A 20,973-nucleotide genomic window follows, 5' to 3' on the forward strand; every position below is an offset into this window, starting at 1 on the left:
GGGGGGGGGGGGTCAGAGTGGCGACTTGAGATGCAGGAGGGGCTCCGGGAACCGTCCCGGAGCCCCTCCTGCAGTAGTCGTTTTTGAGTACTTACTCCTCGCTGATCACCACCTCCATCTCCGCCATCGCCTCGTCCAGCGCCCGTTCCACCTCCGCGGCGGACGGCGCGACCGCGATGACGAAGCCGAGCCGGTCGTACGCGTCCCACGCCGGTCGCACCACGCGCCCCGGCGTGCCCGTCACCGTCACCTGCTCCACGCCGCCGACCAGGCGTGCCCGCTCCACGCCGCTCACCTCCAGGAACCGGCCGGGGCGTGGTGCGATCAGGAATCTGATGCCGGCGTGCTTGGTGCGGTCGGCGGTCAGGCGGAGGGGCATGCCGGATGCGGCGCGCAGTTGCTGTTCCAGCAGGTCCACGCCGGTGGCGGGGCGGACCAGTTCGGGGATCATGCCGCCGGCGAGTCGGCCGTTGATCTCGATGACGGCGGGGCCGGAGGGCGTCAGCTTCAGCTCGACGTGGGCCGGGCCCTGGGTGAAGCGGGTGGCTTTCAGGGCGCGGCGGGCTGTTTCGGCCAGGGCGGCGGTGTCGGCGGGATCGAGGGCGGCCGGGAAGTGGTGGCCGGTTTCGACGAAGTGGGGCAGGGGGCTGACGGTGCGTTCGGTGAGGCCGACGCAGAGGGCTTCACCGTCGGCGCAGAACATCTCGGCGCTGAACTCGGGGCCGGAAAGGAATTCCTCGACCAGGACCGTCTGGGCGGTGGCCTGGCCGCGGACGTTCTCGCCGACGGCCAGGACGCGGGCGGCGTGCGCCACCGCGATCTCGGCGGTGGGGCACCACAGCACGTCGTGCGAGCCGGAGTCGTCCACCGGCTTCACCACGCAGGGCAGTCCGATGAGGGAGACCGCCGCTTTCACCTCGGAGGTTGTGCGGGCGACGGCGAAGCGGGGCTGGGCGACCCCCGCCTTCTCCAACGTCTCGCGGGTCAGGGCCTTGTTGCGGCAGCGCCGCAGGGCGGCGGGGTCGTTGCCCGGCACGCCGAGGCGGGTGGCCAGGGTTGCCGCCTGGACGAGGAAGTACTCGCTCGTCGTGGTGACGCCGGCGACGGTGCGCCCGGCCACTGCTTGCTCGGCCGCGGCCCGCAGTTTCTTCGGATCGTCGGTGTCGCAGACCACGACCTGCGCGGCGGTGTCGTCCAGACCCGCGTAGCGTGCCGGGTCCGCTGTGAGGAACACGGGTTCCAGTCCCAGGCGCACCGCTGTGCGCAGCGCCAGCATTCCGGTGCCGGTGGTGTTCGACTCCACGAACAACAGCACTTTGCGGTCCCGGCGGGGGATTCGGGCGAAGGACCACGAGGTCACGGTGGTGCCGTAGGGGACCTCGACCGGTTCGGCGGCGACGGGCTCGTTGGTCTCTGTCGCGTAGACGGAGTCGACGTAGCGATCGCCTCGGTCGGGCATGATCCCGACGAGTCGCGTTCCCGGGGGTGACTGTTTCGCGAGGTGTGTCAGGATGCGGTAGACCGAGCCGGAGGTGTTGCCCGCGAAGATCTTCTGCTCCCGGGCCAGGGCGTGCGCGGCGGCGAACGCCTCGTCGTCGGACAGCCAGTGCACCTCGTCGAACAGCCGGTAGTCGATGTTCCCCGGATACAGGCTGTTGCCCAGCCCGCTCTGCTTGCGCGTCGGCACGTCCGGCTGCGCGAACAGCACGCTGCCGACGCAGTCCACGCCGACCACGCGCAGCTCCGGGAAGCGCTCCAGGAGCGCACGGGACGTCCCGCACAGGGACCCGCCGCTGCCCACCGCGCCGACCAGCACGTCGAGCGAGCCCAGGTCGGCGGCCAGTTCGGTGGCGAGGGTGCGGTAGGCGGCGGGGTTCTGCGGGTTCGTGTATTGGCGGGGCCAGAAGGCGCCGGGCAGGTCGGCCATCAGGCGGGCCAGCCGTTCCAGGCGGGCGCTCTGCCAGCCGCCGCCGGTCATCGCCTCGACGATGTGGACGCGGCAGCCGAGGGTGCGGAGCTTGGACAGGGTGATGGGGTCGATGCGGGGGTCGGTGACGATGTGGACGGGGTGTCCCAGGGCGGTGCCGACCAGGGCCAGGCCCAGGGCCATGGTGCCGGAGGAGCTCTCGACGACCGGGCCGCCCGGGGCGAGTTCGCCGGTGCGCCGGGCTTCGAGGATGACCTGGCGGGCGACCCTGTCCTTCATGGCGAACAGGTTCTGCAGCTCCATCTTGGCGTAGACCTCCACGCCGTCGGGAGCGTCGTCGATCCGCAGGCGGATGACGGGGGTGTGGCCGACGGCGTCGACCATCGAGTCATGGCGCATGGCGGGGCTCCTGTTCTTCGAAGTGCACGTCGATCTGGGCGATGGCGGCCTCCACTCCGGTGCGAAGCCGCCGCCAGCGTTCTTCCACGGCCTCGAACCCGGCCTCCTGCTCGGCGGCCATCGCCAGGACGGCGTCCGGGTGGGTGGAGCCGGACGAGCGCTTGGCCCGCAGCCCGGCGTCCACGCTGAACGCGGCGGCCAGCAGCCGGGCGGCGTCCGGAACCCGGTGGCCTTCCTCGGCGGCGGCCTCGACCAGGAACCCCGGCTCGATCTCGCTCGACGGCACGCCGGCCTCCACCGCGCGTTTGATCGCTCGGCCCGCGACGATCTGCGCGGTCCGCCATGGCAGCCCGCACTCCAGGGTCAGCAGATTGGCCAGGGAGAAGCCGCCCAGGTATTCGCGCTCGCAGGACTCGCGCATGCGCTCGGCGTGGAAGCCGAGGTTCTCCAGCACGGTGGTGGCCAGGCGGAGTGAGGAGCGCAGCGCGTCGATCTCGGCCCACAGCCGCGAGCCGGCCTCCTTGGAGACCTCGACGGTGTTGGTGTAGGCGGTGTTGCGTTGTCCGGAGGCCAGGTCGAACATGGCGCCGGCGACCTGCGAGCAGCGGCCGCGGATGCGTTCCAGCACCGGGAAGTTGCGCTTCTGGGGCATCGCCGCCGAGATCCCGGACAGTTCGTCCGGCAGGTCCAGGAACCCGTACTCGCTGCCGCCCCAGGCCATCAGGTCCGTGACGAAGCGGCTCAGGGTCACCGCGTAGCCGGCCAGGTCCGAGGCGACCGCCAGGGCCCAGCGTCGGGAGGCGACCGCGGTCAGGGCGTGCGGCACCGCCTTGGCGAACCCCAGCCGGTGCGCCATCAGCGTCCGGTCCCAGGGCAGTTCCTGTCCGGCCATCGAGCCCGCTCCCAGCGGGCAGGCGAAGCAGTCCTCCCAGGTGGAGGCCAGCCGCTGCGCGGTGGCGAGCGTCTCCTCGGCCAGAGCCGTGAGGTAGAAGCCGGGGGAGACGATCTGTGCCGCCTGGGCGTGGGTGAAACCGGGCATGGGCAGGTCGGCGGCGGTGCGTGCGGCCCTCAGCGCTGCCCGGCCCAGGGCGGCCAGGTCGTCGGCGACGGCGAACAGCCGCTCGCGCACCGCCATCAGCTGGGCGCAGGCCTGCAGGTCGTTGCGGCTGCGGTCGACGTGCCAGGCGGCGAACGGCGGTGCGGGCCCGGCCCCGACGAAGCGCTCGATCGCGAAGGAGATGTCGGACATGTTGGCCGCGGGATCGGCGAGCAGGTCGCCGCCCCGCAGCAGGTTCAGGCGGCGGGCCACCGCGGCGGCGTCCGCCGCGTCGGCCACCCCCATGCGGACGTACTCCAGCAGCAGCACCTTCTCGATGGCGACATAGTGCCGCAGCAGGTGCTCGACCTCGTGGGCGAACTGCGGTGCGAGCACCTCCTCGTGCCACACGCGGCTCGGCGCGGCCGTGATCCGGCCGGTCATCGTCATAGAGCCGTCCCCTTTCCGTCGACCCGTGGACGGCGAAGGGCGGCCGGGAGCACCGCCATGTCGCCTCCGGCGGTTGTTTTCTCCAACGTCCGCGCGGGGGCTTTCGGGGCGCTATCGATCGGCCAAGGGAACAGGCTTTGGGGGCCGACCCCGGCGAACGGGCGCTGGTAACGCCCGTTACCGGTGTCAGGACTATGGCATCAGGACTCGCGCAGCAGGACGCCCCGCACGTAGGCGGCCTGACCCACGTGCTGCAGCGTGTCGGACACGACGCTGACCAGCCGCACGCCCAGCGTCACCGGCGGGTCCCAGCGGGTGTCGACGATCCGGTCGAAGTCCTCGTCCTTCAGGCCGCTGACGTAGGCGACCGTCTGCTCGTGGACCGCGTCGTGGTACCCGGTCAGCAGGTCGGCCGACGGCACCCGCAGCTGGGCGACGTCGTGGGAGGAGTGCCCGTAGCCGATGGCGCCGGTGCGGTAGGGCGTGCCGAACCGCTCGGCCCAGCCCTGGACGGTCCACAGCTGCTCGGTGCCCGCCACGTCGGCGACGTGGTCGTCCTGCACCCGGGCCAGGTGCCAGAGCAGCCAGGCGATGGGGTTGGCGTCGGGGTCCAGGCGCTGGTGCAGCTGCTCGACGGTCAGGCCGGCGACGGCGGCGTGGACTTCTTCGTGGACGCGGCCGAACGCGTCGATGAGGAGTTCGTGGCCTTGCATGGTCTCCACGCTATCGCGTCGGCCGGATCGCCACGCCGCCGAGCCACCACGCCCCGGCCGCGGCCGGTTTCGTGTCGGCGCCGTCCGACCGTGGGCGGTCGGCCTGCAGCAGAGCCGGCGGTATCGCGTCCGTCATATCAGCCTTCTTCATCAGGGAAGGCCATGCTGCTGGGGCTCAGTGGCTGTGCGCGCCGGTCGTGTGGACGGGGCCGTGGGAGCCCTCGCAGTGCCCCGGCCGGGCGGCCGGCGCGTGCGCGCTGATCTGCAGCAGATCGTGCGCGTCCTCGCCGAGGTGGTCGACCTGGAGCGTGGCGTGGGTGACGCCGTGGTCGGCGCGCAGCTTTTCCTGCAGGTCGCGCCGGACCTTGTGGCAGTCGGCACCGGGGACCACCAGCACGTGGGCGGACAGTGCGGCCTGCCCTGAGGTGATCTCCCAGATGTGGAGGTCGTGGACCTCGACGACGTTCCCGACGGCGGCCATCTGGTCCCCGACCGCGTCGGGGTCGACCCCGGCCGGCGCGGCTTCCAGGAAGATGCGGCTGGCGGCGGTGACCAGGCCGGTGCCGGCCTTGAGCATCAGCGCGACCACCACCAGGGACGCGATGGCATCGGCGCGGGCGAAGCCGGTGGCCAGTACGACGGCGCCGGCGATCGCGGTGGCGATGAAGCCGTAGAGGTCGGTGAGGATGTGCTGGAAGGCGCCCTCGACGTTGAGCGAGGTGCGGTTGGCTTTCGAGATCGACCAGGCGGCGGCGATGTTCACTGCGACCCCGACGAGCGCGGTGGCCAGGACGAGGCCACCGGTGACCTCGGGCGGACTGACCAGCCGGCGGATCGCCTCGAACGCCAGCACGGCCGACAGCACCAGCAGCGTGACCCCGTTGGCCTGGGCGGAGAGGATCTCGGCGCGCTTGAGGCCGAACGTGTAACCGCCCTTGGCGGGCCGGGCGGCCAGGCGCATCGCGAACAGGGCGAGGCCGATCGAGGCGGCGTCGGTGAGCATGTGCGCGGCGTCGGAGACCAGCGCCAGGGAGTGGGCGAGCACGCCGACGACGACCTCGACGCTCATGAAGCCGACGATCAGCGCCAGGCCGATCAGGAGCCAGCGGCGGTCGGCGTCCGCGCTCACGCCGTGCGAGTGGCCGGAGTGGCTGTCATGGCCGGAGTGGCCGTCGTGCCCGGAGCGGCTGTCGTTGGGGTGGCCGTGATCGTGGTGGCCGTGATCGTGGTCGCGCACACCGTCTCCCGTCCGGTCGTCCGTCTCGCGTGCTGCTCGGGCATTACATCGCAGAATCCGTTCATCCGGCAAAGCTGGCAATGACATCGGTTTCCATCGTCGCCGCAGGTTCCGCGGCCGTCCGCCCGAGGCGTGAGACGCGATTTTGCATATTCATGCAGGAGGCTACATACTTGTGCCGTGTCCAAGGTGCTCACTTCCCTCCCCGTCGGCGAACGCGTCGGCATCGCCTTCTCCGGTGGCCTCGACACCTCCGTCGCGGTCGCATGGATGCGTGAGAAGGGCGCCGCCCCGTGCGCCTATACCGCCGATCTCGGCCAGTACGACGAGCCCGACGTGGCCTCCGTCCCCGGCCGCGCCGCCGACTACGGGGCCGAGGTGGCCCGGCTCGTCGACTGCCGCGCGGTCCTGGTGGAGGAGGGTCTCGCCGCGCTCGCGTGCGGGGCGTTCCACATCCGCTCCGCCGGCCGCGCCTACTTCAACACCACGCCGCTGGGCCGCGCGGTGGCCGGGACCATGCTGGTCCGCGCCATGCTGCAGGACGACGTGCAGATCTGGGGCGACGGCTCCACCTTCAAGGGCAACGACATCGAGCGGTTCTACCGCTACGGCCTGCTGGCCAACCCGTCGCTGCGGATCTACAAGCCGTGGCTGGACGCGGACTTCGTCGAGGAGCTCGGCGGCCGCAAGCAGATGTCCGAGTGGCTGCTGGAGCGCGGGCTGCCCTACCGGGCCAGCGTCGAGAAGGCGTACTCCACCGACGCCAACATCTGGGGCGCCACCCACGAGGCCAAGTCGCTGGAGCACCTCGACACCGGTGTGGAGACCGTCGAGCCGATCATGGGCGTGCGGTTCTGGGACCCGGCCGTCGAGATCGAGCCCGAGGACGTCAGCGTCACCTTCGAGCGCGGCCGCCCGGTCGCGATCAACGGCAAGCAGTTCGCCTCGGCCGTGGACCTGGTGCTGGAGGCCAACGCCATCGGCGGCCGGCACGGCCTGGGGATGAGCGACCAGATCGAGAACCGGGTGATCGAGGCCAAGAGCCGCGGCATCTACGAGGCGCCCGGGATGGCGCTGCTGTTCGCGGCCTACGAGCGCCTGGTCAACGCGATCCACAACGAGGACACCGTCGCGGCGTACCACAACGACGGCCGCCGCCTGGGCCGGCTGCTCTACGAGGGCCGCTGGCTGGACCCCCAGTCGCTGATGCTCCGGGAGTCGGTGCAGCGCTGGATCGGCAGCGCGGTCACCGGCGAGGTGACGCTGCGGCTGCGGCGCGGCGAGGACTACTCGCTCCTCGACACGACCGGCCCGGCCCTGAGCTACCACCCGGACAAGCTGTCGATGGAGCGGACCGAGGACGCGGCCTTCGGCCCGGTGGACCGCATCGGCCAGCTCACCATGCGCAACCTCGACATCGCCGACTCCCGCTCGAAGCTGGAGCAGTACGCCGCCCTCGGCCTGGTCGGCGGCGGCCACACCGTGCCGACCGAGCTGATCGGCGCGCTGCCGGCCGGCGGCGCCGAGGCCATCGCCCTGGAGGGCGCCGCCGGCGCCGAGGGCGCGGAGCTGCTCGACGACGCGGCGATGGAGGCCGGGACGGACTGAGGGACCGGACGCCGGCCCCGGCGGCGACGCGTTTCGACCACAGCGCCCGCGCACAGTATTCGTACTGTGCGCGGGCGCTGTGGTTCGGCGGTCGCCGACCGATGCGGAGCCGCGGATCAAAGGTTCGTCGCGGCTGAAGAACGGCTTGGTGCGCGTGGACCGCGCTCGACGCCGGCGGGGCAGCCGGGCGGAGACGGACGGTAGCGCCGGATCAGGCTTCGGCGCTGTCGGCCGTTCTACAGCTTCCGGACGCGCAGCACGCCGGTCAGCATCGGGAGCGTGAACTCGCCGTCCGCGGTCTCGGGCGTGCTCGCGAGGAAGGCGCGGATGCGGCCGAGCGTGGCTTCCCGTTCCTCGTCCGGCATCACGAGCATGCCGGCACGGGTTCCGAGTGTGGCGACGAGCGTGTCGGCGGTGCGGCGCTGTCCGTGCGGGAACTCGGCCTGCTCCGGTCCGCCGAAGTGCACGGGGCCGGTGGCCGGCACGTGCATGCCCGCCGTCGCGGAGCGCCAGCTGGTGAGCGTGTCGCGCGGGCCGACGGCCGCGGGGCCGCCGACCCGCTCCAGCCCCGCGGTCCAGGCGAAGCGGTCGTCGATGACGTTCCACAACCCGGCCAGGATCCCGCCCGGCGCCAGGACCCTGGCGATCTCCGGCCCGGCGACGGCCATGTCGAACCAGTGCAGGGCGTTGCCGGCCACCACGACGTCGACGGACGCGTCCGGCAGCGGGATCAGCTCGGCGCTCCCCGCCAGGGCCCTGACGGTCGGCAGCGCGCGCCGCAGCTCGGCCAGCATCGCCGGATCGGGCTCGACGGCGGTGACGTCGGCCCCCAGGGCCACCAGCGTGGCCGTCAGCTTGCCGGTGCCCGCACCGAGATCGAGGACGCGTAAGCCGGGAGCGGCTACGAGTGCCCAGCCGACTGCCGCCTCGGCGTAGTCGGGGCGGTGCTCGGCGTACGCGGCCGCCGCGGTGCCGAAGGACGAGCTGTGGCGGAGTCGTTCGTCGTGTGTCATGCGTGCCTCTTCCGACGGTGATGTGTCGCCTCGATGTATCGAGCCGATACATCGAGAAGATATGGGCCGGGCTGGTTTCCGCGCAAGGCACCCCGGATCGCGGCACTGCCGGCGTCGACGACCTCGACCGCTGCCGGGCCTCCGCCGCCCCTGACCGCGGTCTCCCGCCGCGGCTATTGCCTTTTCACCGCGCTAGGTGAAACGTGTTCTCGTTTTCGCAGCGACGCCGAGTGAGGGGACAGCGAGGGACACCATGGGCGGCACCGAGCACTGCACCGTCGAGCGGGACGGCCACACGATGATCGTCACGATGAACCGGCCCGAGGCCAAGAACGCGCTGTCGCTGCCGATGCTGGTCGGTATGGCCGACGCCTGGGTGGAGGCGGACGCCGACGACGACGTGCGCACGATCGTGCTCACCGGGGCCGGTGGGGCGTTCTGCGCGGGGATGGACCTCAAGGCGATGAACATGGCGCAGGGTTCGCCCTACGCGGACCGGCTCAAGGCCGATCCCGATCTGCACTGGAAGGCGCTGCTGCGGCATCACAGCCCGCGTAAGCCGCTGATCGGCGCGGTCGAGGGGCACGCGGTGGCCGGGGGGACCGAGCTGATCCAGGCCTGTGACATCCGGGTGGCGGGGGCGTCGGCGACGTTCGGGTTGTTCGAGGTGCGGCGTGGGCTGTTCCCGGTCGCGGGGTCGACCGTGCGGCTGCCGCGGCAGGTGGCGTACACGCACGCCATGGAGATGCTGCTCACCGGTCGCCCCTACACCGCCGCCGAGGCGCGGGACATCGGGCTGGTCGGGCATGTCGTGGACGACGGCGAGGCGCTGGACAAGGCGCTGGAGATCGCCGCGCTGATCAACGCCGCCGCGCCGTTGTCGGTCGAGGCGGTCAAGCGTTCGGTGAAGGAGACCGCCGGGATGGGCGAGGCCGAGGGGCTGGCCCGGGAGCTGGAGATCGGGTGGCCGGTGTTCGCGACGGAGGACGCGAAGGAGGGGCCGCGGGCGTTCGCCGAGAAGCGGGACCCGGAATGGAAGCGCAAGTAGGAATTTCCGAAACGCGGGGACCGTCGGATCGTCGGATCGTCGGCCGATCGGACATCGCTCCTGGTCACGCTGAGGGTGCGGAGCGTATCCGAATGCGATGTAAGGGGTGCCCAGTCGGTCCCGATTGGGTTACAGAGGCATCCTCAGGGCAGAGTATGAACCGTGCGTCTCGATCACGTTTCCTACGCTGTGTCCAACTCCGAGCTCGGCTCCACGGTGAACCGGCTCGGAACGCTGCTCGGTGCGACGTTCCGCGACGGCGGCGTCCACCCCCGCTTCGGAACCCGCAACTTCGTGCTGCCCCTGTCCGGCGGCTCCTACGTCGAGGTCGTGGCCCCGCTGGACCACCCCGCGACCGACTCCGCGCCGTTCGGCAAGGCCGTGAAGGCCCGCGCCGAGGAGGGCGGCGGCTGGCTCGGCTGGGTGGTCGGCGTCGACGACATCACCGGCTGGGAGCAGCGGCTGGGCCGGCCCGCCGCCGCCGGGCACCGGGTCCGCCCCGACGGCTTCGACCTGCGCTGGAAGCAGATCGGCGTGCTGGACCTGATGGCCGATCCGCAGCTGCCCTACTTCCTGGCCTGGGAGGTGGCGGTCGACCAGCGCCCCGGCGCCGGCGGCGGCACCACCCCGGCGTTCGAGCGGCTGGAGATCAGCGGCGACCGCGAGCAGGTCCTGAACTGGATCGGCGGCTCCGACCAGCACGATCCGCTGGAGGAAGTGAAGGTCGACTGGGTCGACTCCGAGGAGCCGGGCGTGGTCGCGGTGCACTTCAAGTGCGCCGCCGGCAGCGTGCGGATCGACTGATCCCGTCACTCAGCAGTCTTCCGCGGCGGGGCGCGGGCCGATGGTCACACCGGTCCGCGCGCCCGCCGCTCACGTGTTCTCCCTGATGCGGCGCGCGTTGCCGGGAATCACCGCCGCCGCGCCTCGGTCCGCGCCAAAATGGAAGGCCAGAGGCCAGGGAGACGTCAAAGGGGGGCCGTCATGCCCGGAGCCGACAACGGCGCGCGCCGTACGAGCGAGAAGGGGTCCGGGACACCGTCCCGGCCGGGTTCCCGCTCCAGCTCGCGCGAGCACGCCGACGGCGAGCTGATCGCCGACCGGTACCAACTCCAGACCCGCCTCGGCCGCGGCGGCATGGGCGAGGTCTGGTCCGGCCGCGATCTGCGGCTGCACCGCGACGTGGCCGTGAAGCTGTTCCACGGCGGCGCCGGCATGTCCGCCACCGACCTGCCGGACTGGCTGCGCCGCGAGGGCATCGCCGCGGCGCAGATCGTGCACCCGAATGTGGCCGTCCTGTACGACCAGGGCGTGCACCGCGATCGCATCTACCTGGTCCTGGAACTGGTCCCCGGCGCCACCCTGGGCGAGCTCATGCGCGTCGGCCGCCTGCCGCTGCGCGACGCCCTGAGCTTCGCCGCCCAGATCGCCGAGGCCCTGGCCGCCGCCCACGCCGCCCGCGTGGTGCACCGCGACATCAAACCGCAGAACGTCCTGGTCACCCCGGACGGCACGGCGAAGGTGGTGGACTTCGGCATCGCCGGCTTCCTGGCCGATACCCGCTCCTGGACCATCGCCCGCTTCGACACGGTCAAGGGCTCCGGCACCCCGGAGTACGCCGCGCCGGAGCAGGTCATGGGCCACAACGCGGACGCCCGCAGCGACCTCTACTCGCTCGGCACCCTGCTCTACGCGATGATCGCCGGCCAGGTCCCGTTCCGCGCGGACGACTTCCTGGCGGTGATGCACAAGAAGGCCCACGAGGACGCCCCGCCCCTGCCGCCGGGAGCCGGCGCCCCCCGCGAGGTGGTGGACCTGGTCGCGGAGCTGCTGGCCCGGGAGCCGGACCGGCGCCCGGCGTCGGCGCGGCAGGTCGCGGCCCGTCTGCGGGCGCTGCTGGAGCGCTCGGGACGGGGTGAAGCTCAGGGTGAGGTCGAGGGCGGGGATTCACTCGATCGGAAGTCGAGGGTCGACGATCCGGAGCCCGACGTCCGGACGATCGTGGAGACCGGGCCGGCGTCGGAGGAGCCGTGGACAGCCCCGCCGCTGGAGAAGGCCGAGCCGCAGGAGGGTGCTGAGAAGCCGAAGCCGGCGAAGCTCAAGGCTCAGGTGGCGCCGGTGGCTGAGACGGGCGATGAGGACGAGCAGTCGGAACCGGTCAGGGTGAAGCGGGGGGCGGACGCGCAGCGATCGGCGCCGGTGAGTGCTGATGCCGGCGCGGCATCGCAGGCGGTGGGCGAGAGCCGACCGGACTCAGCGAACAGCGACGACCAGCCGATAGCGGCCACTGGCGACGGTCGGCCGAAATCGACGAGCGGTGAGAACCGGTCTGAAACGGCGAGCGGCGACAGCCGGCCGAAGCCGGCCGGCGCTGAGAGGGGGCCGAGTTCGCCGAGCGGCGAAGGCCGCTCGGAACGGGACCAGAAGCCTGAACCGCGCGCGAAGGCGGCCCCGAGCGGCGGCGAGTCCCAGAAGCCGTCCCCTGGAGCGAAGCCTGCCGGCTCGGCCGCACCCAAGCCCCGGTCCGCCCCGAGCGGTCCCGGCAAGACGCCGGCCAAGAAGTCCGCTCCGGCCAAGTCCCCGGCTCCCAAGCCGCCCGTCTGGGGCGCGTCGAAGGAGCACGTCACGCCGCCGGAGACCGGAGCGTGGGAGCCCCTGGCCGCGACCGGCGCCACGGTCCTGTCCGCGGCGGCGGCGATGGAGATCCGCGGCCGCTCCCTGCTCCCGCCTCCGGCCCGCTCGCTGCTCGCCAACCCGACGGGGGAGCGTTACGTCCCCACGCCGCCTCCGGCCCCGCCGCAGCCCGAGCCCACCGCCCCGCCCCGCCGCTCGTTCCTGCCGGTGCTGCTGATCGTGCTGGCCGTGGCGGCGGTCGCGGTGGGGGTGATCGTCCTCACCAACCACTGAGGACGCTCAGCCCGGACTCAGCCCGGACTCAGCCCCCGAAACCGAAGCACACGAACCCGCCGATCCCGGTCGCGGCCGACGCCTCGGCCAGGGCCGCGGCCGGGGGACGCCCCCGGGCCAGGGCGGCGTGCAGGGCGAGCATCAGGGTGCGGGTGTCGGCGTCGTCGACCGGGGTGACGCTGGCTATCAGGGTGCGCGTGCCCAGGGCGAAGACCGCCGAGGCCAAGCCCATCAGCTCGTCGCCGGGACGGACGCCGGACAGGGCCGACTCGCACGCCGACAGCACCAGCAGCTGTGGCGTCGACCCCAGACGTTCGAGGTCGTAGACGTACAGCGGGCCGTCATGAGCGTCCAGACTGGAGAACAGAGGATGGTCTGAACGGAAGCGGCCGTGGGTCGCGACGTGGGCGAGGGCCGCGCCGTCCAGCGCCCGCGCCGCGTTGGCGGCCGTCGCGTCGGCGCCGGACAGCACCACGGCCTCGGGGTACCGGGCGGCGAGGGCGGCGATCTCCGGCTCCGCGTGCGCCAGGCCGGGGCCGGCCATCAGGACCGTGCCGCGCCCGGTCGCCGAAGCGGCTTCCGTGCCCGTGTTGCCGCCCCCGCTCCCGCCCGCGCCGCCGTCGGTGCCGCCGACCCCGGCCCCGGCCCCCGCCGCGGACAGCCACAGCCGTGCCGACGGCGTCACGCTCACCGGCCGCCCCGCACACGTCGGCAGCGCCGTCCACGGCAGCGCGTGCAGCGATCCGGTCGGCACGATCACCAGCGGTCGCTCGGCCCCGCTCCACCCCGCGGCCGGTTCACCGCCCCTGCCGACCCCGACCCCGACCCCGGCCCCGCCCCCGTCCATGGCCCGCCGCACCGGCTCGAACAGCAACCCGTCCAGCACCGCCCGGCTGTGGTCGTAGGCCTCCACCGCAGCCTTCTGCATCACCGGCGACCCGAACCGCCGCGACATCCGGTTCATCGTGAACCGCACCACGTCCAGCTGCCGCAGCACCGCCTGGTACGACCCCAGCCGGTGCCGCCGCACCAGCCCGTCCCGCACCGTCACCGCGTGCAGGTCGTCGTCCAGCCGCACGAACTCGACCAGCACCCGCTCGCCGAGCGCCTCGGCCAGCGCCGCCGGGGCGAACGGCGGCTCCGGCGCGTAGGCGCCGCGCGCGTAGCGGGAGCGGTCGCGGACCGCCGCTTCCAGGCGCAGGCGCTCGGCGTTCAGCCGGGAGATCTCCGTGCGGGACGCCGACCGCACAGTGGGCGCCTCCATCTCCGCCAGTTCCGCCACCACCCGCCGCAGCTGCGCCAGGTCCGCGGCCAGTTGCTCGTCGTCCGGCGGACGCACCGGCCGCCGCCGCAGCGAGGCCGCCCGCCACGTCTCGGCCCAGCGCAGCACCGCCCGCGCGTCCCCGCGCTCCAGCGCCAGGCGCAGCCCCAGCGTCGCCAGCTCCTCGCCGCGCGCCGCCGCGTGCGCCCGCAGGTCGGTGGCGCCCAGGACGGCGTTGTACTCCGCGTGCACCCGCAGCCCGGCCCGCAGCGCCTGTTCGGCGGCGGTGGGCCGCCCGGTGCTCAGCGCGTGCAGCGCCTGGGCGTGCCAGGCCAGGGCCCTGATCTCGGCCACACCCCGGTGGCGGTGCCGCGCCACCTGTTCGAACAGCGCCTGCGCCTGCTCGGGCCGATTCAGGTCGGCCGCGATCCGCCCGGCCAGCAGCCGCGCCTCGTGCGGCGCCACCGGCCACTTGGCCGCCGCCAGCCGGTCGCCGAGCCCGGCTGCCTCGCGCAGCAGCCCCGGGCTGCGCTCCCCGGTCGCGAAGCGGGCCGCGACCTCGGCATGCCGGGCCAGGTCGGCCCACGCCGCGCGGCGCTGGCGGCCGAACATGCCGCGGGCGGTGCGGGCGGCGGTGGCCGCGGCGGCGGGGTCGCCGTCGGCGAGCGCGGTGCGGGCGTGCATGAGGTGCGCTTCGGCCAGGTTGAAGCGGAAGCCGCTCTTCTCCTGCTCGGCGATGGACTGCGCGACCGTGGTCCGCGCCTCGGCGGCCAGCCCGGCGGCCAGCAGGATGTCGGCGCGGTCGGCGTGCAGGTTGGTGCCGCGCTTGCCGTGCTCGGCGTACAGGCCGGCGGCCGAGTCCAGGCGGTCCAGCGCTTCCGGCAGGTTGCCGGTCACCCGGGCGAGATAGCCCAGATTGAGCTGGATCATGGCATTGAGCAGGTGATACCCGGCCCGGCGGCTGAGCCGCTCGCCGCGCAGCAGGTTCGCCGACGCCTCGCGGTACCGGCCGGCATAGAGGTGCAGTACGGCACGGCAGTTGAGGAGCAGGGTCTCCCAGCGTGCGTCACCGGCGGCGCGCAGTACCGGCTGCCCGCGGTCGAACGCGGCCAGCGCCTCGGTGGTGCGGCCGATGCGGATCAGCACCAGTCCCAGGTTCACGTCCAGCCTTGCCGAGTCCGCCCCGGTCAGCACCGAGGCCGCGAGCGTGGCCTCGGCCAGCGCCGCCTCGGTCTGCCCCAGGTCGGACAGGATCACCACGAGGGACATCCGGGCCTCGGCGGCCCGATAGTGCTCACCGCACTTCTCGGCCACGGTGATCGCCCGGCGCAGGGTCCTCACGGCGCGCGCCAGGTCGCCGTTCTCCTTCCACGACAGGCCCAGGGCGCGCAGGGCTATGGCGGCGGCCGCGTCGTCCCCGGACTCGGCCAGCACCGCCTCGGCGGCTGCCCGGCCCGCCGCGGGGTCGGCGAGCACCAGGTCCACGGATTCCAGCGCACGAGCGAGCCGGTCGGCGGAAAGTGGCATGCGGACACTGTCTCAAATCCCGCGCGAAACCTCCTACTCGCGGGCAGCACCCATCGCCGCCGCGCACCGGGCGCGGCGGCGATGACGAGTTCGGCGGCAACCGCGGGGGAAGTCGCGGTCGCGGCCGGGTCTACACGGTCACCCAGCTGGTGACCACGGCACCGCCGCCCGGTGTGGTCAGCGCCACCCGGGCCGGGCCGGCCGGCAGCGCGTCGGCGCTGAACAGGCCCTGTTCGTCGACGGTCACGGTGGTGGCGCCGGCCGGGTGCTCGATCCGCAGCGTGTCCGAACACGCCGGGATCAGCTGTCCGACCAGCTTGCGCCGGTCCCCGATCTCGGTGACCTCCACGACCACGTTCACGCTGGGCGCCTCGAACGTCAGCAGCCTGGTGTCGGTGCCGCGCACCGAGCCGGCGCCCACCAGCCGGGAGTCCTCGGCCAGCTCGGCGAGCTCGGCGTCGATGGTCCGCCAGGTGAAGGCGGCGTAGCCGGCCCGCACCACCTCCGTCGGCACCGGGTCGACCTCGTCGAACATCTCGCCCACGGCGGCCAGCAGCCCGATGTCCTCCGCTGAGGCCCCGTTCGTCAACTTCGGCATCGCACTTCCCCCTGGCTCATGTCCCTGATCGGGTGCTGGTGTGTCGGTCTGCAGGTGTTCACGGTCCGGCCGTCTCCGGCACGCTGGTCAGGGCTTTGAGGGCCCGTTTGAGGTGCTCCAGGCAGCGCGAGCGGGTGGGCCCGATCGACCCCACCCGCATGCCCAGGGCCTCGGCGACCGCCGCGTAGCTCTCCAGCGGGGTCACCGCGACCACCCGCAGCAGGTTGCGGCAGCGCTCGGAGAGCGTCGCGTAGGCCTGCCACAGATCACTGCGGTCCTGCTCGGCGACCAGGGCCGTCTCCGGGTCGCCGTCGTCCTCGGCGTCGCCGAAGAACGACGCGTTCTGATCGGTCTCCTCGGAGTCCGGGATCTCCCGCCGCGCCTTCCGGATCAGGCGCAGCGACTCCCGGCGGGCCGTGGTCGCCAGCCAGCCCGCCAGCTGATCCGGGTTCTGGATCCGGTCCAGGTTCTCCACCAGGCGCAGCCACGTGGTTTGGCTGACGTCGGCGGCGTCGGCGACCGAGAGCCGGAACCCCCGGGCCACCGACCACACCAGGCGGTTGTAGTCGTCGACGATCTGGTTCCAGGCCTCGCTGTCACCGTCCGCCGCCGCCTTCAGCAGCAGCGCGGGGGAGCGGTCCATGTCGTGCCTTCTCACTGTCTTCGGAGCTGGGGGGTGGGTGGGGTCCGGCAGTTCAGTGCCCGTTGGCGGACACCACGACTCCGAGGTCCGGGATGTGGGTACCGGCCGGGTCGAGCAGCTGGCGCACGGCGTCGTGGGCGGACATGTCCTTGTCTGCCATCAGGGCCGCGATCCGCCCGGCGACGTAGGGCGCCGCGAAACTGGTTCCGCTCCAGGTCGCGTACCCGTGGAAGTCCTCGCCGTTCTCCCGGCCGTGGGTCAGGAAGCAGCTGGAGACCTTGTCGCCAGGGGCCGCCGCGTCCACCCACCAGCCGTAGTTGGAGAACGAGGCGCGTTCCGGGCCGTCGCCGTCCTCGGCGGCCAGCGCCGCGACCGCGGTGACGTCCTTGAGGGCGGCCGGCCAGTACGGGCGGTCCGAGCCGTCGTTGCCGGCCGCGGCCACGATGACGGAGTGCCGGGCGAGGTGCGCCACCGCGTGGCTGAGCACCGGCGAGGGACGGTCGTCGAAGGTGAAGCAGCCCAGCGACAGGTTCACGACGTCCAGCCGGTCGGCGGCCGCCGCGGCCCGGGCCTGGATGCGGGCCAGGCCGCGCAGGAGCTCCAGCTCGTCGGCCACGCCGTCGGTGCCCAGCACCCGCTCCACCCGCAGGTACGCGTTCGGGGCCTGCTGCAGCACCACGCCCGCGATGAAGGTGCCGTGCCCGGACTCGGAGTCCAGATCCCAGTCCGCCGAGGGGTCCAGCACCTCGTACTCGTCCGGGGTGCAGGCGCCGTACCACTTGGAGCCGGTGAACCACGGGTGCGGGTCGATACCGGTGTCCAGAATGCCCACCACGGCGCGGCGCCCGGTCTCGGGCCCGGCGGCCGGGGCGGCCAGCTGCGCGGCGGGCGCGGGCGGGCCGAACGGGCCGCCGGTCATGTCCGGCGCCCCCCGCAGCACATGATTCGGCGTCACACTCACCCGCCGATGCGCCCCCGCGCCCCCACGCAGGTCGTGCACCAGCCCCGCCGCGTCGACCCCGGCGTCCGCGCGCAGCCGCAGCCGCGCCACGCCGAGGTCGGCGAAGTCCTCCCGGGAGTCGACCCACCGCCGCGCAGACTCGTGCACCGCGTCGGCGTGAGCGCCGAGCACCAACAGCTCGTCCTTCTTGATCAGCGCCTCCGTGGCGCCTTCGACGTGGACGACGTCGGGGTGTGTCTCCAGCAGCCGAGCCAGGCGCGCAGCGTGGTCCCTCATCCTGCCCTCCCTATGGAAAAACAACGTTGTTCAGCACTAATGCTGCACCGTGAATACCCGTAGGCGGAACTGGACCCCCGTCCCAGTCCCGCCCACGGCCCCCCTCCGGTTGTGCGATCCCCCGTGGATCCCCCCCGGGCCGTGCTATCGAGCTCCCCCAAGCTCGCCCCCTCAGTGGTGCATCCCCGTACCCCCCCAGAGGTCCCCCCTCTGTTCTTGCGTTACTGCTGGTGCGGTCGCATCCTGGCCCGGTAGTGGTGTGCCGCACCCACCCCCCGGCGTTACGGCACACCACATTCACCCGGCCTGGCCGGCGGCGCGTCCCCCCTTTGAGATCACACCGACGTGGACCACACCTGCGGGCCCCCCGACCCGCTCACTTACAAGAGTCGCCTGATGCGCCCCTGATACATCCGGGCCGATTTTTTTTTCCGACGGATTTTCCGACTGCCCGTCAGGCCTGTCGTACGCGGCGGATAGGTTCTTTCCATGCGTGAACTCATCCCCGCCTCCTGGGCGCCGGTGTTGGCCGCCGAGACCGAGCAGCCGTACTTCGCCGACCTGGAGGCATTCCTTAAGACCGAGCGTTCTGAGCACCAGGTGTTCCCGCCCGAGGGCGAGGTGTTCGCCGCGCTGGACGCCACGCCCTACGAGGACGTGAAGGTCGTGCTGATCGGCCAGGACCCGTACCACGACGACGGCCAGGCGCACGGCATGTGCTTCTCGGTCCGGCCCGGCGTGCGGATCCCGCCGTCGCTGCGGAACATGTACAAGGAGCTGGAGACGGACCTGGGCATCGCGCCGGTCAAGCACGGTTACCTGAAGGCCTGGGCCGACCAGGGTGTGCTGCTGCTGAACACGGTGCTCACCGTGCGCGCGCACGAGCCGGCCTCGCACAAGGACCAGGGCTGGGAGAAGTTCACCGACGCCGTCATCAAGGACGTCTCCGCGCGGGAGAAGCCGGTGGTGTTCGTGCTCTGGGGCGCCCACGCGAAGAAGAAGGCGAAGCTGATCGACACCTCGCGGCACGCGATCGTCGAGGGCGCGCACCCCTCGCCGCTGTCGGCGAAGAAGTTCTTCGGGTCCAAGCCGTTCTCGGCGGTGAACGAGGCGCTGGCCGGGTTCGGGCAGGAGCCGATCGACTGGCGGCTGCCCGAGACCGTCTGAGCGTCCGGACACGCCGCGGCCCCGGTGTGGTTGTCCGCACCGGGGCCGCAGCGTTCTGATCAGCCGGCGACCGCGGCCGCCTCCTGCACGGTCGGTTCGTGCCCGGCGGCGAACGCCTGCCACAGCTCCGCGTACGTCCCGCCGGCCGCGACCAGCTCGGCGTGCGTGCCGTCCTCCACGATCCGGCCGCCGTCCAGCACCAGGATCCGGTCGGCGCGGGCCGCCGTGGTCAGGCGGTGGGCCACGACCAGGGTGGTGCGGGCGCGGCCGGCGCCGTCCGGGCCGGTTCCGCGGGCCTGGCGGTCCTGTTCGGCGCGCGTGACCGCGGCCTCGGTGGCCAGGTCCAGCGCGGAGGTGGCCTCGTCCAGGATCAGCACGTCCGGATCGGCCAGCTCGGCCCGGGCCAGGGCGAGCAGCTGCCGCTGGCCCGCCGACAGGTTCCGGCCGCGCTCGGAGACGCGGTAGCGGAAGCCGCCGGGCAGGCCGGCGATCATCTGCTCGGCGCCGACGGCGCGGGCCGCGGCCTCGATCTCACGCGGGGCGGCGTCCGGGCGGGCGTAGGCGATGGCCTCGGCGACGGTGCCGTCGAACAAGTACGCCTCCTGCGGCACCACGCCGAGCCGGTGCCGCCAGTCGGCCAGCCGGAAGGTGCGCAGATCGCGGCCCCCGGCGGTGACGGCGCCCTCGGTGGGGTCGTAGAAGCGGGCCACCATCTTCACGAACGTCGACTTGCCCGCGCCCGTCTGCCCGACCAGCGCCACGGTCTGCCCGGCGGGGATGCGGACGCTGATCCCGTCCAGCGCCGGCCGCGCGTCCGGGCCGTAGGCGAAGGTGACGTCGTCGAACACCAGGTCGCCCAGCTGCCGCGGCACCGGCTCCGGGTGCGCCGGCTCCGGCGTGGACGGGGCGGTGCGCAGCAGGTCGCCGATCCGGCGCAGGCCCACCGCGGCCTGCTGGTAGCCGTCGAACACCTGGGAGAGCTGCTGGACCGGCGAGAACACCATGTCGATGTAGAGCAGGTAGGCGATCAGGGCGCCGGCGGTGAGTTCCCCGGAGTGCACCCGCGCGGCGCCGCCGGCCAGCACCAGCAGCCCGGCGACGTCGGCCAGCGCCTGCACGAACGGGAAGTACGTGGCGATGTACTTCTGGGCGCGCAGCCGGGAGACGCGGAACTCGTCGGACAGTCCGGCGAACCGCTTGGCGTTGGCGTCCTCGCGGCGGAAGGCCTGCGTGACGCGCATGCCCGCGACGTTCTCCTGCAGGTCCGCGTTCACCGCCGAGACCTTCTCGCGGGCCTCGGTGTAGGCCTTGCTGGACTTGGCGCGGAACACCACGGTGGCGACCAGCAGGGGTGGCAGCACGCTGAGGGCGATCAGGGCGAGCTTCCAGTCGATGACGAACAAGGCGACGACGATGCCGACGAACGACAGGATGCTGACGATCGCCTGCTGCAGACCGGTCTGCAGGAACGTGGACAGCGCGTCGACGTCGGTGGTCATGCGGGTCATGATGCGGCCGGACAGTTCGCGCTCGTAGTAGTCCAGGCCCAGGCGTTGCAGCTGGGCGAACACCTTCACCCGCAGCGCGTACAGCAGCCGTTCGCCGGTGCGGCCGGTGACCAGGTACTGGAAGGCGTTGATGCCGGTGTCGGCGAGCACGACCAGCAGCGCGGCGGCCGACACGGCGAGGATCGTGGACAGCGAGTGCGCCAGGATGCCGGAGTCGACGCCGTTGCGGATCAGCGCGGGCAGCGCCAGGGCGGCCACGGTGTCGGCGGAGACCAGGAGCAGGCCGAGCAGCAGGGCCAGGCGGAACGGGCGCAGCAGCGTGCGCAGGGAGAAGGCGGGGTCGGCGGCGCGCGCCGTGGCGGAGTCGACGTGCGGGGTGTCGGTGGCCGGGGGGAGCGCGGCGACCTTCGCGAGGAGCTCCGGGGTGGGCGGCATGGAGGCCAGGAAGCCGCCGAAGCCGCCCCCTCCGCCGACCGCGCCGGCGCCGGCGCGCATGCCGCCCCCTCCGCCCAAACCCGGCAGCGCCTGCGAGCCGGTGCCCCGGGGGGAGTCGGAGTCGGAGTCGGTGTCTTCGTCGTCCTGGGGCCAGAGGCTGGGGGTGATGCCGTCGACCTGCGGTTCGAGGGTCGTGGTCGGATGGCCAAGTCGGAGGCCAAGCGGTCTTAGGAAGACAAAAGGATCATCCAACTCCTTG

General features: G+C 72.7%; 15 protein-coding genes and 1 pseudogene. 5 read left to right on the plus strand and 11 right to left on the minus strand.

The features are described 5' to 3' along the window. Positions 1-91 precede the first annotated feature (91 nt). From ABD466_RS40395 to ABD466_RS40415, 5 genes are all read right to left on the minus strand, one after another. A complete protein-coding gene (locus ABD466_RS40395) occupies positions 92-2,326 on the minus strand; it encodes a pyridoxal-phosphate dependent enzyme (RefSeq protein ID WP_344662594.1) in 2,235 nt (744 codons plus the stop codon). Continuing rightward, entirely contained in the window at positions 2,316-3,812 is a 1,497-nt protein-coding gene (locus tag ABD466_RS40400) for a lyase family protein (protein WP_344662595.1), read from the minus strand. Before ABD466_RS40400 ends, ABD466_RS40395 begins: the two co-directional genes overlap by 11 nt. A 200-nt stretch (positions 3,813-4,012) precedes the next feature. Continuing rightward, a complete protein-coding gene (locus tag ABD466_RS40405; RefSeq protein WP_344662596.1) occupies positions 4,013-4,525 on the minus strand; it encodes a mycothiol transferase in 513 nt (170 codons plus the stop codon). A 10-nt stretch (positions 4,526-4,535) separates the two neighbouring features. Continuing rightward, complete coding sequence (locus ABD466_RS40410) at positions 4,536-4,661, minus strand: hypothetical protein (RefSeq protein ID WP_344662597.1); 126 nt, start codon at positions 4,659-4,661, stop codon at positions 4,536-4,538. Positions 4,662-4,700: 39 nt separating this feature from the next. Beyond that, a complete protein-coding gene (locus ABD466_RS40415) occupies positions 4,701-5,762 on the minus strand; it encodes a cation diffusion facilitator family transporter (protein ID WP_344662598.1) in 1,062 nt (353 codons plus the stop codon). Positions 5,763-5,942: 180 nt separating this feature from the next. On the opposite strand from ABD466_RS40415, the gene argG reads away from it, so the two are divergent. After that, positions 5,943-7,370 carry an argininosuccinate synthase gene (gene argG, locus ABD466_RS40420; RefSeq protein ID WP_344662599.1) on the plus strand — a complete coding sequence of 476 codons (1,428 nt, stop codon included), beginning with the start codon at positions 5,943-5,945 and terminating at the stop codon, positions 7,368-7,370. A gap of 236 nt (positions 7,371-7,606) precedes the next feature. Here argG and ABD466_RS40425 read toward each other — a convergent pair whose 3' ends face one another. After that, a complete protein-coding gene (locus ABD466_RS40425; RefSeq protein WP_344662600.1) occupies positions 7,607-8,383 on the minus strand; it encodes a class I SAM-dependent methyltransferase in 777 nt (258 codons plus the stop codon). A 253-nt stretch (positions 8,384-8,636) separates the two neighbouring features. On the opposite strand from ABD466_RS40425, the gene ABD466_RS40430 reads away from it, so the two are divergent. The 3 genes from ABD466_RS40430 to ABD466_RS40440 all read left to right on the plus strand — a co-directional run bounded on the left by ABD466_RS40430 (position 8,637) and on the right by ABD466_RS40440 (position 12,338). Next, positions 8,637-9,431, plus strand: a complete 795-nt coding sequence (locus ABD466_RS40430; RefSeq protein ID WP_344662601.1) for a crotonase/enoyl-CoA hydratase family protein — start codon at positions 8,637-8,639, stop codon at positions 9,429-9,431. A gap of 162 nt (positions 9,432-9,593) precedes the next feature. Further along, positions 9,594-10,235 (plus strand): VOC family protein, encoded by a 642-nt coding sequence (locus ABD466_RS40435; protein ID WP_344662602.1) that lies wholly within the window; start codon positions 9,594-9,596, stop codon positions 10,233-10,235. Positions 10,236-10,415: 180 nt separating this feature from the next. Beyond that, complete coding sequence (locus tag ABD466_RS40440) at positions 10,416-12,338, plus strand: serine/threonine-protein kinase (RefSeq protein WP_344662603.1); 1,923 nt, start codon at positions 10,416-10,418, stop codon at positions 12,336-12,338. A gap of 28 nt (positions 12,339-12,366) precedes the next feature. On the opposite strand, the gene ABD466_RS40445 is transcribed toward ABD466_RS40440, so the two are convergent. From ABD466_RS40445 to ABD466_RS40460, 4 genes are all read right to left on the minus strand, one after another. After that, positions 12,367-15,126 carry a CHAT domain-containing protein gene (locus tag ABD466_RS40445; protein ID WP_344662604.1) on the minus strand — a complete coding sequence of 920 codons (2,760 nt, stop codon included), beginning with the start codon at positions 15,124-15,126 and terminating at the stop codon, positions 12,367-12,369. A 130-nt stretch (positions 15,127-15,256) separates the two neighbouring features. Then, a complete protein-coding gene (locus ABD466_RS40450; protein WP_344662605.1) occupies positions 15,257-15,724 on the minus strand; it encodes a hypothetical protein in 468 nt (155 codons plus the stop codon). A gap of 58 nt (positions 15,725-15,782) precedes the next feature. Beyond that, positions 15,783-16,367: an RNA polymerase sigma factor gene (locus tag ABD466_RS40455; RefSeq protein ID WP_344662606.1), complete on the minus strand. Its 585-nt coding sequence runs from the start codon at positions 16,365-16,367 to the stop codon at positions 15,783-15,785. 52 nt (positions 16,368-16,419) lie between these two features. Further along, complete coding sequence (locus ABD466_RS40460; protein ID WP_344662607.1) at positions 16,420-17,604, minus strand: S8 family peptidase; 1,185 nt, start codon at positions 17,602-17,604, stop codon at positions 16,420-16,422. A gap of 489 nt (positions 17,605-18,093) precedes the next feature. Here ABD466_RS40460 and ABD466_RS40465 point away from each other — a divergent pair, with 489 nt between their 5' ends. After that, a complete protein-coding gene (locus tag ABD466_RS40465; protein WP_344662608.1) occupies positions 18,094-18,771 on the plus strand; it encodes a uracil-DNA glycosylase in 678 nt (225 codons plus the stop codon). 59 nt (positions 18,772-18,830) lie between these two features. Here ABD466_RS40465 and ABD466_RS40470 read toward each other — a convergent pair. Next, positions 18,831-20,912: pseudogene (locus tag ABD466_RS40470) on the minus strand (ABC transporter ATP-binding protein); the annotation flags it as partial. Positions 20,913-20,973: the final 61 nt, after the last annotated feature.

It is taken from the genome of Catenulispora subtropica (assembly GCF_039531675.1).
Classification (GTDB): domain Bacteria; phylum Actinomycetota; class Actinomycetes; order Streptomycetales; family Catenulisporaceae; genus Catenulispora; species Catenulispora subtropica.

Bases quoted from the DNA above. Each gene is read 5' to 3' on its own strand.
- ABD466_RS40395 (WP_344662594.1), bottom strand. From the start codon at position 2,326: ATGCGCCATGACTCGATGGTCGACGCCGTCGGCCACACCCCCGTCATC.
- ABD466_RS40400 (WP_344662595.1), bottom strand. From the start codon at position 3,812: ATGACGATGACCGGCCGGATCACGGCCGCGCCGAGCCGCGTGTGGCAC.
- ABD466_RS40440 (WP_344662603.1), top strand. From the start codon at position 10,416: ATGCCCGGAGCCGACAACGGCGCGCGCCGTACGAGCGAGAAGGGGTCC.
- ABD466_RS40450 (WP_344662605.1), bottom strand. From the start codon at position 15,724: ATGCCGAAGTTGACGAACGGGGCCTCAGCGGAGGACATCGGGCTGCTG.
- ABD466_RS40410 (WP_344662597.1), bottom strand. From the start codon at position 4,661: ATGACGGACGCGATACCGCCGGCTCTGCTGCAGGCCGACCGCCCACGG.
- ABD466_RS40455 (WP_344662606.1), bottom strand. From the start codon at position 16,367: ATGGACCGCTCCCCCGCGCTGCTGCTGAAGGCGGCGGCGGACGGTGAC.
- ABD466_RS40430 (WP_344662601.1), top strand. From the start codon at position 8,637: ATGGGCGGCACCGAGCACTGCACCGTCGAGCGGGACGGCCACACGATG.
- ABD466_RS40465 (WP_344662608.1), top strand. From the start codon at position 18,094: ATGCGTGAACTCATCCCCGCCTCCTGGGCGCCGGTGTTGGCCGCCGAG.
- ABD466_RS40445 (WP_344662604.1), bottom strand. From the start codon at position 15,126: ATGCCACTTTCCGCCGACCGGCTCGCTCGTGCGCTGGAATCCGTGGAC.
- ABD466_RS40425 (WP_344662600.1), bottom strand. From the start codon at position 8,383: ATGACACACGACGAACGACTCCGCCACAGCTCGTCCTTCGGCACCGCG.
- ABD466_RS40405 (WP_344662596.1), bottom strand. From the start codon at position 4,525: ATGCAAGGCCACGAACTCCTCATCGACGCGTTCGGCCGCGTCCACGAA.
- ABD466_RS40460 (WP_344662607.1), bottom strand. From the start codon at position 17,604: ATGAGGGACCACGCTGCGCGCCTGGCTCGGCTGCTGGAGACACACCCC.